General features: G+C 50.7%; 9 protein-coding genes and 1 pseudogene. 4 read left to right on the top strand and 6 right to left on the bottom strand.

All coding sequences use genetic code 11. The annotated features are described in order from the left end of the window. Nucleotides 1–58: 58 nt before the first annotated feature. Both AC6ESO_RS08035 and AC6ESO_RS08040 read right to left on the bottom strand, forming a co-directional pair. Nucleotides 59–406, bottom strand: coding sequence for a hypothetical protein (locus AC6ESO_RS08035; protein WP_497090927.1), 348 nt, complete (start codon nucleotides 404–406; stop codon nucleotides 59–61). A 295-nt stretch (nucleotides 407–701) separates the two neighbouring features. Continuing rightward, the gene (locus AC6ESO_RS08040; protein WP_497090928.1) at nucleotides 702–6,944 is read right to left on the bottom strand and encodes an InlB B-repeat-containing protein; all 6,243 of its coding nucleotides are present in this window, start codon (nucleotides 6,942–6,944) and stop codon (nucleotides 702–704) included. Between the two features lie 154 nt (nucleotides 6,945–7,098). On the opposite strand from AC6ESO_RS08040, the gene AC6ESO_RS08045 reads away from it, so the two are divergent. From AC6ESO_RS08045 to AC6ESO_RS08055, 3 genes and pseudogenes are all read left to right on the top strand, one after another. Next, nucleotides 7,099–7,329, top strand: a complete 231-nt coding sequence (locus AC6ESO_RS08045; protein WP_497090929.1) for a hypothetical protein — start codon at nucleotides 7,099–7,101, stop codon at nucleotides 7,327–7,329. Nucleotides 7,330–7,873: 544 nt separating this feature from the next. Continuing rightward, nucleotides 7,874–8,695 carry a YusW family protein gene (locus AC6ESO_RS08050; RefSeq protein ID WP_497090930.1) on the top strand — a complete coding sequence of 274 codons (822 nt, stop codon included), beginning with the start codon at nucleotides 7,874–7,876 and terminating at the stop codon, nucleotides 8,693–8,695. Between the two features lie 121 nt (nucleotides 8,696–8,816). Continuing rightward, a pseudogene (locus AC6ESO_RS08055) lies at nucleotides 8,817–9,143 on the top strand (YmaF family protein); the annotation flags it as partial. 177 nt (nucleotides 9,144–9,320) lie between these two features. Here AC6ESO_RS08055 and AC6ESO_RS08060 read toward each other — a convergent pair. Next, complete coding sequence (locus AC6ESO_RS08060; RefSeq protein ID WP_497090931.1) at nucleotides 9,321–9,881, bottom strand: collagen-like protein; 561 nt, start codon at nucleotides 9,879–9,881, stop codon at nucleotides 9,321–9,323. A gap of 228 nt (nucleotides 9,882–10,109) precedes the next feature. On the opposite strand from AC6ESO_RS08060, the gene AC6ESO_RS08065 reads away from it, so the two are divergent. After that, nucleotides 10,110–11,144 carry a YheC/YheD family endospore coat-associated protein gene (locus AC6ESO_RS08065; protein ID WP_497090932.1) on the top strand — a complete coding sequence of 345 codons (1,035 nt, stop codon included), beginning with the start codon at nucleotides 10,110–10,112 and terminating at the stop codon, nucleotides 11,142–11,144. A 282-nt stretch (nucleotides 11,145–11,426) separates the two neighbouring features. Here the strand turns inward: AC6ESO_RS08065 and AC6ESO_RS08070 are convergent, their stop codons facing one another. Genes AC6ESO_RS08070 through AC6ESO_RS08080 form a run of 3 tightly spaced genes read right to left on the bottom strand, consistent with a single transcriptional unit; the run spans nucleotide 11,427 to nucleotide 14,025 of the window. Further along, a complete protein-coding gene (locus AC6ESO_RS08070) occupies nucleotides 11,427–12,566 on the bottom strand; it encodes a GerAB/ArcD/ProY family transporter (protein WP_497090933.1) in 1,140 nt (379 codons plus the stop codon). A gap of 24 nt (nucleotides 12,567–12,590) precedes the next feature. Next, nucleotides 12,591–12,818 (bottom strand): hypothetical protein, encoded by a 228-nt coding sequence (locus tag AC6ESO_RS08075; RefSeq protein ID WP_494818085.1) that lies wholly within the window; start codon nucleotides 12,816–12,818, stop codon nucleotides 12,591–12,593. Between the two features lies 1 nt (nucleotide 12,819). Next, entirely contained in the window at nucleotides 12,820–14,025 is a 1,206-nt protein-coding gene (locus AC6ESO_RS08080) for a Ger(x)C family spore germination protein (RefSeq protein WP_497090934.1), read from the bottom strand. Between the last annotated feature and the right edge of the window lie 31 nt (nucleotides 14,026–14,056).

The raw sequence follows: 14,056 nt of genomic DNA on the forward strand, positions 1-14,056 counted from the left end.
GCTCCGCTGCCTTCCAGCGAGAAGCGCAGCTTGAATTTTCCTTCCGCAATCGGAGCCGTTAGCTTGAGCACGATCCGACGTTCACGATCCGGTCGAGATAGTCGCCCCGGCCCTCGATACATTCCGCGAGCACGAAGCCTCCCAACATGCTTCGCCGCTCCCAATGCGGGTCGAGATACCCGTGAATGTCGCCGGTGCGTTTCGAATCCATATAACGATCCATGCGCAGCGCCGGCCAATCGAAGTCCCGGTTATCCGCGGCGAACGAAGTCCATTTGTCCTTCAAGTCGGGAGCGAGCTTCTCCCAAGCTGCCCGATCGGCAGCCGGCGGGAACGGACGAATGGGCTCCGCGCCAAGCAGCGCTTGATCCGCCGCAGTTAATTGTTCATATTGTTTCAATAACATGGCGTTCCAGCCTTCCTTCCCTGACTGCGAATGATTGGCCTCATTTCTCCGGCTTTGCCGCATGTATTTATTATAAAATCACTGAACTGCCGAACCTTATAGTAATATTTATTGAATCGCAGTCTTTTCATAACCTTTTGACCGGTACAGGATGGCTAGACCTTCGTTCGTAGGGGCGGGCTTTGAAACCTAACAAGGGCTTGCGTATCGCGGAAGAACCCCCCCCCCCGATGATCGCAAGCCCGAATTATTTTTTCAGGTGAATCTTAACCTTGGCAAGCACGCTGATGTTTGACTACGAAGCCGGATTTCCGCCCTGGTAGAAGACGATGTTGTCAAAGTACCCTTTGCCGCCTGCGGCAGTCGCGCCGGGCTTTAACATCAGCTGTACACTTCCGGTAACATTCGCATCGCAAGGACCGGTAGCCACAGAGACATTGTCCAGATAGAGCGTAAAGTTCCATTTCGTGCCGTTGTGGGTAAACTCCACTTTGAAATGATGCCACGCGTCTTTGGTATAGTACGCATTGCCCCAAGTGTTCCACGGACGCAGATTCAAATCACTGCCCTGCGCCGGGCCGTCGCTGTCATAAAATCTCGCGCTCCACCCGAGATAGAGAGCGTTTCCCGTGGTTACGCCGCTGCCCATAAAGTCATATTCCAGGGTGTAGCTGACGTTCGGCTCTAGCGTAATCGCGGGGAATTGATACATACTATTGCCGTCAGTCTGAGTGATCTCAAGCGCCTTGCCGCCTACTCCGCCCGGAGCGGCGACAATCGCGCTGCCGGTGCCGGCCCATCCGATAACCTCGCCGGGAGCGCTGCTCGAGTCAAAATTTTCCTCAAGCAGGACCGTGTAGGCATTCTCAAACGCAGCCGTTAAGGTGACATCTCCGGCTGGCATGATAAATGTGAATTTGTTGCTGCCGGCAGGCGTTAACGCGACTTCCCTGCCATAACCGTCGAGCGTGGCTGTGAGTGTTTGAAGTCTGTAGCCTTCCTCCGGGGCTATAGTCAGCGTGACGTTGTCGCCTTCGGCCGCGGTTGCCTTGTCCGCGGTGACCGAGCCTCCGGTGATCCCACCGGGTACTGTGACCGCGTGCTCGACCCCCGACTTTTCGCCTTGGTAGAGCTCGACGTTGTCAAAGTAGTTTTTGCCGCCGGCCCCGCCGACCTTCAACATCAGCTGCTGGTTGAGAGAAACCGCGCCGTTTACATCGTTTGCGTCTACGAGCACGCCATCCAGGAAGAGTCTTACGCTCCACTTCGCGCCGTTGTGCTTTAACTCTGCTTTGAAATGATGCCATGCGTCTTTCGTATACGGCTTTGTGACCCAGCTCTGCCACATGCGCAGATGCAGCTTGCTCGAATCGCTGCCGCCGTCGCTGTCATAAAATCTCTCGCTCCATCCGTTATAGAGCGCGTTTCCGGTGCTCGTGCCGCTGCCCATAAAGTCATATTCCAAGGTGTAGTCGACCCCCGACTGGAACGCGATTACAGGGAATTGATACAAGCTATTGCCGTCAGTTTGAGTAATCTCTAGCGCCTTGCCGCCCATTCCGCCCGGAGAGGCGACAATCGCGCTGCCGGTGCCGGCCCATCCGCTAACCTCGCCGGGAGCGCTGCGCGAGTCGTAGTTTTCTTCATACAGGACCGCATATGGAACCTCAAGCTCCTCAAACGCAGCCGTTACGACGACGTCCTCGTCGGGCATGAGGATAACGTGGCTGCCGCCGGCGATCGTCTGCTCCACGCCGTTGATCTTAAGCCCGGACAACGTATAGCCGTCGTCCGGGGCTATGGTCAGGCCGAACGTTTCGCCTTCGGTAGCCGTTGCCTTATCCGCGGTGACCGAACCTCCGGCGATCGCGCCGGGTACCGTGATGCCGTGCGGCGTCTTCACGACCTCCTGCTGACCCCGATAGAGGAAGAAGTTGTCATAATACGCTTTGCCGCCTTCATCGCTAAGGTAGCCGTTCTTCAGCTTCACCGTCTGGCTCCCGGTAGCGGTAGCGTTAGCGACGGGGCCGTTAGCCATAAGGACGTTGTCGATGTAGAGGGTAAACGACCATTTCACGCCGTCGTGCCTAAACTGCAATTTGAAATGGTGCCACTGGTTTTGGGTATATGTCTTCGCGCTCCAGGTGCTGGCCGAACGCACATTCATCAAGCCGTCCACCGGGGCGTCGCCGTCGAATAGCCTTTGGCTGTCGTTAAAATAAAAACTGGTTCCGTCGATGCCGCTGTCGCCCCTAAAGTCATATTCAAGGGTATAGTCGACGCCGGACTCAAAGGAGATCCCGGGCAATTGATACAGGTTATTGCCGGCACCCTGCGTAATTTCAACCGCCTTGTCGCCCTCATTACCCTGTAGACGGTCGACAATCGCTGCTCTGTCGCCGGCCCATGCTCCGCCGCCGACGCTGTTTCTGGCGTCGAAGTTCTCGTCATATAGGACGGCGTATTCGTCGTCGGCCTCTATCTCGACGAACGAAACCGTCACGGCGGCGTCCTCGCCTGGCATGGCGAACAGGTACTTGTTATCGCCGAGACTGGTCAGTCCGGCGGCGCTGCCGTTGATCTTGAGCGAGCCAAGCTGCATTTTGTATTCGGGTTCCGGAGCAACAGTAAGGGTGACCAGCTCGCCCTCTCTCGCCTGAGCTTTATCAGATGTGACGTTTCCGTTCTCCATCTGGCCGATCGTAACATTGTGCGCCGCAGGCTCCGGATTATCACCCGTGTTCACCATGACGAATACCGGTTTTTCAGTGACTCTTATGGTGACCTTTCCGTCAGATAGTTGAGACTTTATGGATGTCGAGGAACCGGTCTCACTATTGCGTACCAGCTCAACCAGCGTTACGTCCTCGATATCCGCTTGAGGTATTGCGGAAAGATCAAGCTGATAATCGACATAGTTGCCGTCAACATCGCCCTTGGAGGTTCCCAGCCAGAGCGCGTAGCCCTTGCCGTTATTCTTGTCTTGCTCGTCTTTCCCGGCGTTCTCGTCTTCGAAGCCGAACTGAAGGACGTTCAGCGCGTTTTCGGGCGTGGTATTGTTATTGGTGAAGGCGTTGCCCGATGTATCCCATGGTTCTACTTTTTTGGTATAAGTGGGGGTCTCCACTTCCTTCTCAAAGCGCATATCGCCCAGCCAGTTGCGCATGGCCGCGACATAGTACCATGCGGGTTTCTTGGCGTTCGGACCCTCGCCCAGCACGTCTTGGGTATCCAGATACCCGCTGGTATTGAATTTACCGGCGGTACCCGTTCCGGAACCGCGCAGCATGAACTGCTGGGCACGATCCACGCCCCAGGACGCGAGGAGCAGGAATTCCCTGACCATCCAGCGGCCTTGAATCTCAAAACCGCCGACTACGTTTTGCAGGGTTGCCGGATTGTCCTTTCCGGTGAAGCTTGGATAAAGAGCCGGATTCAATTCGAGCTCGGCGTTGACGCCGGGGTAATAATCCTGATTCGCTTTGGCGGTAGTCGCCGTGCCTTGGGCGCTATCCCAGCCCAGCTCGGAAATCCACACTTCGGCGCCCGGATAATACAGCGCGCGAAGATTCATGACCCACTTCATGCCGTACTCAAGGGGAACGTCCTGGTTCCAGGTTTGGTTGGTCCACTGGTCTTCTTCAGGCGCCACGCCGCCGATCGCCCTTCCGTTCGCCACGTCTTTGGAGTCGGGGGTGTAATGGTGCACGTTCAGTACGTCTACCGGAAACTGCTCGAACCTGTACAGGAAGTTTGACTGGTCCTCGGGATGTTCCTCTCCCAACAAGGCTTCCTCTCTCGTGTAGGGTTTGTTCTTCTCGGTATCGTGTTTCCTGTAGTACGAACTCCCCTCGAAGAAATAGTTGATATCAAGGTAATCGTCCTCGGTTCTGTACGTTAGGAACCACTCTGTCATCTCTTCCAAGAACTTAAGGTCGAGGCCGCCCACGCCCGCTATGGACAGCTTGGCATTGGGGTCGGCGTTCTTGATGCCCACGCCGGAGTAAGGCTTGCCGGTCGCTTCTTCGGTGTAGATGTAATTCCCGCTCCGGGACTTCACATCGATGTCCGTATCGTGTATCCACGACTTCATGGAGTTCATGTGGCCGTCGTAGTCCGCGCTGGTCATGGCCGCGAACTCATAGCCGCTCACGCCTTTGAGGTTCAATTCGTTGCCGTTTTCATAAGTCTCGATCAGGTTCAACCCGATTTCCTTGGAGGTGCCGGGGGCGACGTGTACCAGATCCGGATCGATGGTGCCGCCTTCCTCCTTGCTCTTGGCGCTTCCGTATCTAGCCGCGTGCTGCCATAAGCTCATGGCGTGGCCCAGATAGGAATCGGGGTTCTCTCTGTCCCCATCGCCCTGGTAATTGGGCATGTCGTACGCGGGATCCGTTCTTTCGGCGTCTCCGACATGCAGGTTCTGCAGGCACAGATATACCAGCGCGCCTGCGGCCTTCATACTTCTGTAGAAAGCGTCAAAAGCGCCCCAGGTATTGACGAACGCCACCAGCGGCTTTTCCGGATCGTCGATCATGCGCGGATCGTTGTCGCCGGCGCCCAAGTCGTTTCCGGCCATATATTCCGTCCAGGACCAAGTGTGGTATTCTCTCGTCGTTCCGCTGACCGGGACGACGTTGCCACCGAGGTCGGGGTCATTAAAGAAGCTGTTGGTGCCGACAAACGTACCGAAGTCAATGTTGGATTCGGGCACCGCCTGAGGCTCTTTATTCCAATCTATTGGGACGATATCCCTTTTGCCGGTATCCGCGATCAGCGGTTCAAGCGGCAGTCCGAGAATCACAAACTCGGAAAGGTTGACGTCTCGGTCGACCGTAATGGTATCGTCCGCGAAATTAACATATTTGTACGTACCGCCGCTCAGCTTTTCGATTTTGAGTTTCGAAGCGTTCTTAATCTCATCGTAGTTGTAGCCGCCGCCGAAGCTCGCGGGGCTGGCGAGGTCCATTCGCACCCAGCTGTCGTCGTTGTTCATCGCGTAGGTGAACAGCTCCACATAATGGCCATCCACATAGGCGGACACCTTGACGGAACCGCCGGCGACCTGCCACTCGCTGGGCTGGTCCGCTATGGCATCTGATGTGCGGCCGTACTTCGCGCCGTCAAAGAACCAGATCTCCTGAAGCGTATGCTTCTGATTGAGCGCGATCTCCAGCGTGTTGCTGCCGCCCTCGCCCGTTCTCCATACGCTGTCGTTAGTCGGAAGCGCTTTCTCTTCGTCGCTTAATACGGGCCGGTAGCCGGACGGGCTCGCTGCGCTGATCTGCTCAAACGTCGTGAAGTCCTTGTAGTTCTCGTATCCGTCGAACAGCAGGTAAGGCGATCCGTCGCCCTCGGCCTTGCCGTCGTTGCCCAGCCAAGACCGCTGCACCGCCGCCACCTTGCTGCGGGTGATGGGCTTGCCGACCATGACGAAGCTCGAAAGGTTTACGTCGGTATCGAAGTTTCTGTATACCTCGGCGCCTTCCCACCAGTGGTATTTATCCTCGCTCACCTTCTCGATTTTGATTTTCGAAACTCTCTTGATTTCATCGTAGGAGAGGCTGGTATGGTTGGCGAAATGGCTGAGATCGCTGAGGTCTACCTGCACCCAGCTGTCATCGTTGTTCATATCGTAGGAGAACAGCAGCTCATACCTCTGCGCATCTTCCAGATAGCCGTACACATTGATAGACCCGCCGATGACCTCCCACTTGCTGCCCACGCCTTCAGGATCGTTCGGGACGTCGGGAACAGGGTTAGCCGGATCCGTAAAGTTCCAATAAGCCGAGGGGCGGTACGCTCCGCCGTCAAAGAACCATATCTCCTCAAGATCATGCCGCTGTTTAAGCTCGATCTCGAGGACTCTGTTCGTATCCCATGCTCCTCCGGCTCCCGATCTCCAGACTTTGTCGGTATTGCCGTTCGGGATCAGCTTGTCCTCTTGGCTAAGTATGGGCCAATAGCCGGACGGACTCGCTGCGCTGATCTGCTCAAACGTCGTGAAGTCCTTGTATGCATCGTATCCACGGAACAGCAGATACGGGTTGCCGGGGGTCGTATCCTGACCTTTTGCGCCGAGCCAGGATCTTTCCACGCCGACGACCTCCGTGTCGCCTATGGTGATCCATCCGTCGTCGGTGTCGTCGGTGACAGCGTTCGCCACCTTAATGGTCAGAGGGGCAGACTGGGCGATCAGGCCGCCTTTTTTGTCCTGCGCTTTGCTTATAACCGTGTATTCTTTCGGCTCATTATAGGTAGCACTAAATGTAAAGGTTTGAGAATTGCCTTTTTTGATCTGTTTGATGTCCCAGTTGTTCTCCCCCGCGACAATGCTGATATTGTTGTATGTCCCCTTGCTGCCGTTATTGGAGGCGGTGACCGTATAGGTTACCTTCTCGCCCGGTTTTACGGATGATTTATCCGCAGTCACGGACACATCAATCCCCGCCGCGGTGCCCGCAAAAGCCGGAATCGGGATGCTCGTGAACATCATGATTACAATGATCATAACTGCCAATAGCCTTCGTTTCATCATTGTTCCCCCTTATGAAAATGGTGGTCCCAAGTGTGTCGGACAAAGCGCTCTTGTTCCAAGTTGATGAACTGTAGATCCGGGCCGGAAACCTGCGAATATCCCTCCTTCCTTACTTTCGATGACGAGCCCGATGCGTATAAGGTATCACACTCCATTGATGGTATATATTGTATTTCAATGCCTTTCGTTTACTTTTAATAGCTTTACGGAAATCAGACATAAACATCTGCGTGATTATATTAAAAAAGAAGCCGGCGTGTTTATTTACCGACTTCTCATGCGACTAGGCGTTACGCCAAAGAGCGAAGAGATGAAGATCAAAGAAAAAGAGCATCCGGTGGACATTGCAGAACCGTCGGCTATTGCGTCGATGGACATCGTCTAGAATAAAGAACTTTTTTCCCTTTATCAATTATCGGTGTCTTCCTTGCTGTTGCTTCTGGGTTCCTCGCCACAGGGTACACCTTTTGCGGCTGTCGCTTTCTAATTTGTGGGATGGTGGGATTTCGCAGCTAACAACAAAGAAGCCCAACCGGCTTAAGGTTGAGCTTCAGAAAAGGTGATACATGCAGGATTCTTCCGACACGTTCACTGGAAACAGCCCCCAGGATATGTAATGTCGTACCCCTGTTACCTTCACGACCCCAGCAGTGGAAACGGTATAGTCCATGCGAATTCCGATCGTCGAGAAGTTTCTAAAATTATGGCTATGAGCGTCATTAGCCTTTTCATTCCGATCAAGTCCTTAATATTAATTTGGGCTTCTTGGATCGATTTCTTCAAACTTTGCATAAAATTACCTCCTTTAGATTGGTTTATTATGTCTGCCCTCATTAAACCCTGTACGGACCAAAATCAAACTTACATGACGAATTCATATACTGGCTGCCAAGAACCACAAAATTTGCAAACTTGAAGGAGGACTATTTTTGAAGAAGAAAATAGCCTATATGCTAATCGGCGCACTATGCTCAATCATACTTTCTTATGGATTCGTCGCATACGCGGATCATGATTCGTCCGCAACAACAGAGGACAAACCGACTGCAGCAAGCGACACATACGTTGTCCCTCCAAAGGCTACAGCAACGCCTAAGTCCTCGACTACTCAACCGAGTGTGAGCAAAGGACCGATCAAGATCGATCAGCTGAAAGACTTGGAAATTAAAATCATCGGCAATGGACTAAAGATTGAAATTGTGTTCGAACGGGAACAAGCGAAGGTTGAGTCCAAGGTAGAAATAAACCGCGGCCAGGATCAAGAAAACCATCTGACAGGCAGCGAAGCGGCACTATTTATCCAACAGCTTCTGGATGCCGTCAAGTTGCAAGAAAACATGAGTAAGCAGCAAGTATCGGATGCGCTGTTCAAGCATTTTGCTGTCGAACCGGCCAAGGTGAAAATCAAATTCGAAATCAAATTGACGAATCGACCTGATATTTTGAAATACGAACAAGAAAAAGATGATGACGAAGACAATGCCAAAGTTCAAAACGTGCAAAAGAAGCAAGATGAGCAGAAGGAACAAATCGCAAATAAGGATCAGCTAACGCAAAAAGAGCTGAAAAAAGCGCTAATCGCTAAGAAAAAAGCGCTGCAAGAAGCTTGGCAAAAAGCTCATAAAGAGCAGCAAGCGAAGAAGCATCAAAAGCAATTCGCTCGCGGAGACCGGGATGTTGACCATGATGGCGATCACGGTCAACATGAAAGTCACGATCATGAAGACCATGATTACGAAGACGAAGACTAATTTTTCCCCTAGGAACCTGAAAAAGCCCCTTATCGGGGCTTTTTCATTTTACTGATGAATCTCTAATGATATCGAAATCCCGCAGTTGCCTTGAAGAGTCCTCTCTCTCTCTATCATTCGCTACTTGACCAGCTGGGATGGCAGTCCGATACATGTCCATGATTTCTCAGGAGTCACTTCAGTGGAAGTAGGTCATCATCATCAGTATGCCGGCACAACGGAACCTGCACCTTCCGGCGTACAGCACTGCCACTATTACTGCACGGTAACTTCCGTAAACAGCGGACATAAGCACACGATTAAAGGTACGACAGGCCCTGCCCTGCCGCTGTCCGGCGGCGGTCATTATCATTGTTTCGAAGGTTGCACTACGGTCGATGGTTTGACACCGCATACACATTACTATTGTGGACATACCGGTAATGCACTTGCCGATAATCGCTGCTGACTGGATCATAGAGAATAGCAAACCGACACTCACCAGGATGATCTACTCGTGAGTTGAGAAAACGGAAACATGATGCTGGCTGCCGTTTCTTCCAAATTGCATAATAGGCCGCCGTTCGTGCCGGCAGCCTGTTGTCATTGTGCTATCGTGTCTCGTCGGTTTAATGATTTCCTGCGTTTATGCTAATTTTTCGATCACTATAGATGCACTTACAGTAGGGGTACCTCCACCAATCGCATTTTGTAGTACTAGATTCCCCATATTATCGATGCGGTTTAAAGTCAAAATCCCGCCAGCCGTTAATTGAGTAACGACTTGGCCTTGATAAGGATTATTTCCTGCTCCTGAACCGTAATTACTGCAAGGAACTAATGCAGCCGGTGCTGCTCCGGCAGGGTCGAAAAACAATCCAAAAGCGCTATTTCCAGGAGTTGGAAATACTTCCCAACTAATATTGTAAATGCCAGTTTCATTGATCACTATATTAGTCGTGGGAGCAAAGGTAATTGCAGTTCCATTAATTAATGAATTGTTGAAGGTTACAGCTTCTCCTTGCCCACCTGGGGTCGGAGCTTCACCTACGTTCTGTTCTTCTGTGCTGCAAAGAAATGCAAAACTAGCAATATGAGGAGGACATGGTGGACATATACCTTGTGGACCTTGCGGACCTTGCGGACCTTGTGGTCCTTGTGGTCCTTGTGGTCCAGCAGGTCCAGGAGGACCCGGTAATCTACCCATTGTTTGTTACACCCCTTTATTAAGTTTTAGGGCTTGAGATCACCATTGGGCAACATGCCTTGTGCCACAGTAATTTCATTCCCGAGTTAATCTTATTCCGAATAGTGAGACCTAGTGCAACTATATATGGAAATATTCCCTTTTCGAATGTATTGTTGTCCATACCTTTCTATTTCCACTTTCATATGCTAATAATATGACTCTCTTTAAGAATGATTGTGGAGGCAAATGATGATCAAAAATCACGGTTTTGTGGGTCTTCTTGTTGCTAACCGTATTCAAAGAAAAAATGTTCTACATCAATATCTTCGGCATAATAGGACCAATTTGAAATTATTCTGTTTTACCCCCAATTCCATAGATTGGGAGAAAAAAAGCATAGTCGGACTTCACCGCTTAAACCGAAAATGGGTGCTTAGTAAATTTCCGTTCCCCAAAGTCGTATACAACCGCTGTTACGATACACATCCAGAGCTGCTTGATCGTTTGGGAGCAATAATCGGAAAAGATAAGTGCTTTAATCATATTAATCAATTCAATAAACAGGAGATTTATACGAATTTAAGTAGATGGCTTGTAGATTATTTGCCAGAAACTGTTCCCTTTGACAAAGAGAACGCAGTTCATTTGCTTCATGTTCATAGTGTCATATACTTAAAACCTATCTACGGGCATAAGGGGAAAGGTGTATATCGTGTGGAGTTGATGGATTCCGGGGAAATCCACATTAGCCTCCACTATTTCACACCTGATATCATTTTTAATGACGTCAAACAATTTGAGGATCACATTCAAGAACTTATCGGCTCCACTCCTTATATGATTCAAGAAGGAGTCAACATAAAACGATTCAACAATCAACATTTCGATATCAGAGCGCTTGTACAAAAAAATGATAGAGGCTTATGGTCAGTAACGAATGTCGTGAGCCGGATTGCATATAAAGTCAGTTATAATACCAGCATCTGTGAAAGAGCTTGTTTATCTATAGAAGTTCTCAATCATTTATATCCTCCTGATAAAGTTGATGCTATCATTCAATCGGTTTATAACTGTAGTTTAAGATCCGCAGAAATTTTGGATGAAGATAAAACCTACCATTTGGGCGAGTTTAGCGTTGATTTTGTATTGGACAAAGATGATCATATTTGGATAATTGAACTTAATGGAAAGCCACAAAAAGATCTGTATAATGGAATGCGCAATCAATTTGCTGTTTATGAGCGACCGATACAATATGCTCATTATTTGTGTGCACATTGATTCTCAGTAATGATCCATTATATGAGGCGAGGCTTGGCATGTTACATGTGTTCCTCTGCCCAAAAACCAAAAGAGAAACCCAGCGTTAGAAAAACGTTGGGTTTCTCGACATTTTGAGCAATTGCCTTTTCTGGCAATTGCTTTTTACTTACCTTTATTTCTAAATTTTTTAAACCATTTCATGACAAAACTAATTACAGCAAACACAGTGAGTCAAGCAATATTTTCACATTTTCATCTTTCAAATTGTAGATGGTTGGGGGCTTTTTTAGGAAATGCAAGTTAGCCCCTTTTAATGAGCTTTCTCCTACCCTCGGCGGAAGTGGCATCTGCGCACGGCTTTGGCTTCAATACGGAAACAATCAGTAGCAGGATTGGCATGAACAAGCCGAACGTAAGCGCGTAGAACGGCCAGATTTCAGCAGCGAACACGCGGAAATACACAATATTCGGATAGACGATGATCGACAACACGCCGAGCACGATGCCGCAAGGCACGAGAAGGGGACGGTAGGTTCGTAATCGGAACAGTTGGGCCATGCCGAGCATCGAGGCATAGAAGCAGACGGCCAACTTGAAGAAGATTGTAAGAAACCAAATGATCGCCACCAATACCTCGATGCGCTGGAGAAACTCCCCGACTTGAATTTTTTTAGCCAATGTATAGCTGGGAAAGGTATGGCGGGCCGTGAAGTCCCACCCGAGGACGAACACGCATAGGGTCGTCACGATGATGATGATCAAGCCGCCGAGGAGTCCTCCCCTCATAAAGGCTGAGCGGGTTTTCTTCGGTTTATTGACGTACGGATAGACCATTAGGAAGACGACGAGTTCCAAGTAGGGAATGCTCAGGACCGACAAGCTTCCGTGGATAATCCCTTTGGCTCCGGTTTCAAACAACGGCTGTATGCGGTCGAATTGGACTTGAGGAATCAGGAACACGATCAACACGACGATCATCAAGACAATCCACGGCAGGAAAATTTCCGACGAACGCGCAATGACCTCCAAGCCCAAGCTCACGCCCATGACGGTGGCAAGCAGGAACAGGGCATGCACGACTTGAATCGGCGTCTCGGGCATGACGATAGTCGTAATGAAGTCGCCCACGTTCCGAAGCACCAATGCCGACAGGATAAAAAAATAGGTTAGTAAGAGCGCGCAGGCGATCTTGCCCAGCCATTTGCCTAGAATGGTTTCGGTATATTGCATTAAAGATTGGTCAGGGTATCTCGAACCCAATATGCTGTAGAGCACAATGACCGCCATGCCGCCGACAACCCCGGCAATGGCGGCGATCCATCCATCCTGCTTGGCGACGGAAGTCAGCGCGGATGGCACAATTAGAATGGTGCTGCCTAAACAGAACAATAGCGTAAGGATCGAAAATTGTCGCGGGTTGATTTTGCCTTTCTCGATCATTTCACCGAGACCTTCTTTCCGGTGTTATTCAAGGGTGGACAGAATGGCCCTGCTCATCGGCTTGTACAGCGCTGTGATCCAATCAAGCGGGTTTGGGATGGGCATATGTAGGTTTTCGGCAACGCTGAGCAGCATGCCGAACAACAGCAAGAACGTAAAAAGCCATAGCTCCTTGAATTGTCCGGCGCGTTTGAGCCGCGGGTACTCGTAGACCGCGACGCTCGTGAGGATGATCAAGATGATCCATAACAACTCATTCCCCCTCCATTCTCTTAAGGAAGGACTGCACAACAGAACCGGTGCGGCGGATTTTCGCGTCTACCGTCAGATGCACAGGCAGATGGACGAACTCGTCTTCCCAGTGGTTCTCCAGACGGTGCCATGCTCTGTAATCGGCCCGATGAATCGCGGATCCGAAACCGAAAATGTCCGCTTTATAAGCTTTAGCCCGCGTGACGGACGATGCCATGCTCGCCTTGATTTCATCGCTTAATTCCTTCTCGAGCAACGCGATCGCCTCGTTCGTGCCCAAATCCATGCTGCACTCCACCTCTCCTATATTGCCTTCCGCCCTGACGGTCACTTGGATTTCCGGATGTCCGTTCACAATTTTCCCTTTGATCTTGTGAGTCGCATGAATCAATTCAATCGCCAGATCGTCGCCATTCGGACACGGAAGCCGGACGATCGTGCTTTGGATGTTTCCTCGAATGTAGTTATATCCTTTGCTTTGTTTATCGCTCAGCCATCCCACGAGCTTATCCTTGCGGAACACGGCGAGATTCTCGTATTTCAGTAATGTTTGCGGACTCACGTTATCCAAGTTGGATTTGGATTCTCCTTGCTTAATGTCGCCAATGATGCGGACGCCGGGCAGGACGGGATCCTTGCCTGGGTCAACTAATTCATAGATCAGCTCGTGCAGGTCGACTGTGGATGTCACTCCCCAGCTTCGCTCGGAAGCCTCGAGCGAGGAGAACAGTTTATCGGTCGGAATTTTTTCCAGCGGCGTCAAAATTTTCAGCACGTCGTTCGCGGGACCTCCCTTTGCTACGACGATGTAAAAATCCGTCCGTAATTCATGGTCACGGGAGAGTGCGTCCAGCACTTTCGCGATGCCGTCCCTGGCTAGCTTCTCCCCGATGACGAGAATGCGCAAGTGGGACGAATAAATCTTTCGCGGCGTCGTCGTGGTCATAGCGCGAATCGATTCAAAGATCGTATGCCCTTTGGACAACTGCACCGTAATCACGGGAACCCGTCCACCCCCGCCCTTCGAAGCGGCGATTTCCGTAGCGTTGATTAACTGAACCGATACGTTGTAATTTTCGCGGTACTTATCGAATCCAAAGGCCGTTGCAATGGAGATCTCGTTGAGCTCTTTTCGATTCCAGCATCCGGTCAACGCCGCAGACATCAGGAGCAGAAGCACAGACAACAGCAATTTGCGCGGTATCATGGCTTGAATCATCGCCTTTCAGAATCTGTGA

It is taken from the genome of Paenibacillus rhizoryzae (assembly GCF_059686995.1).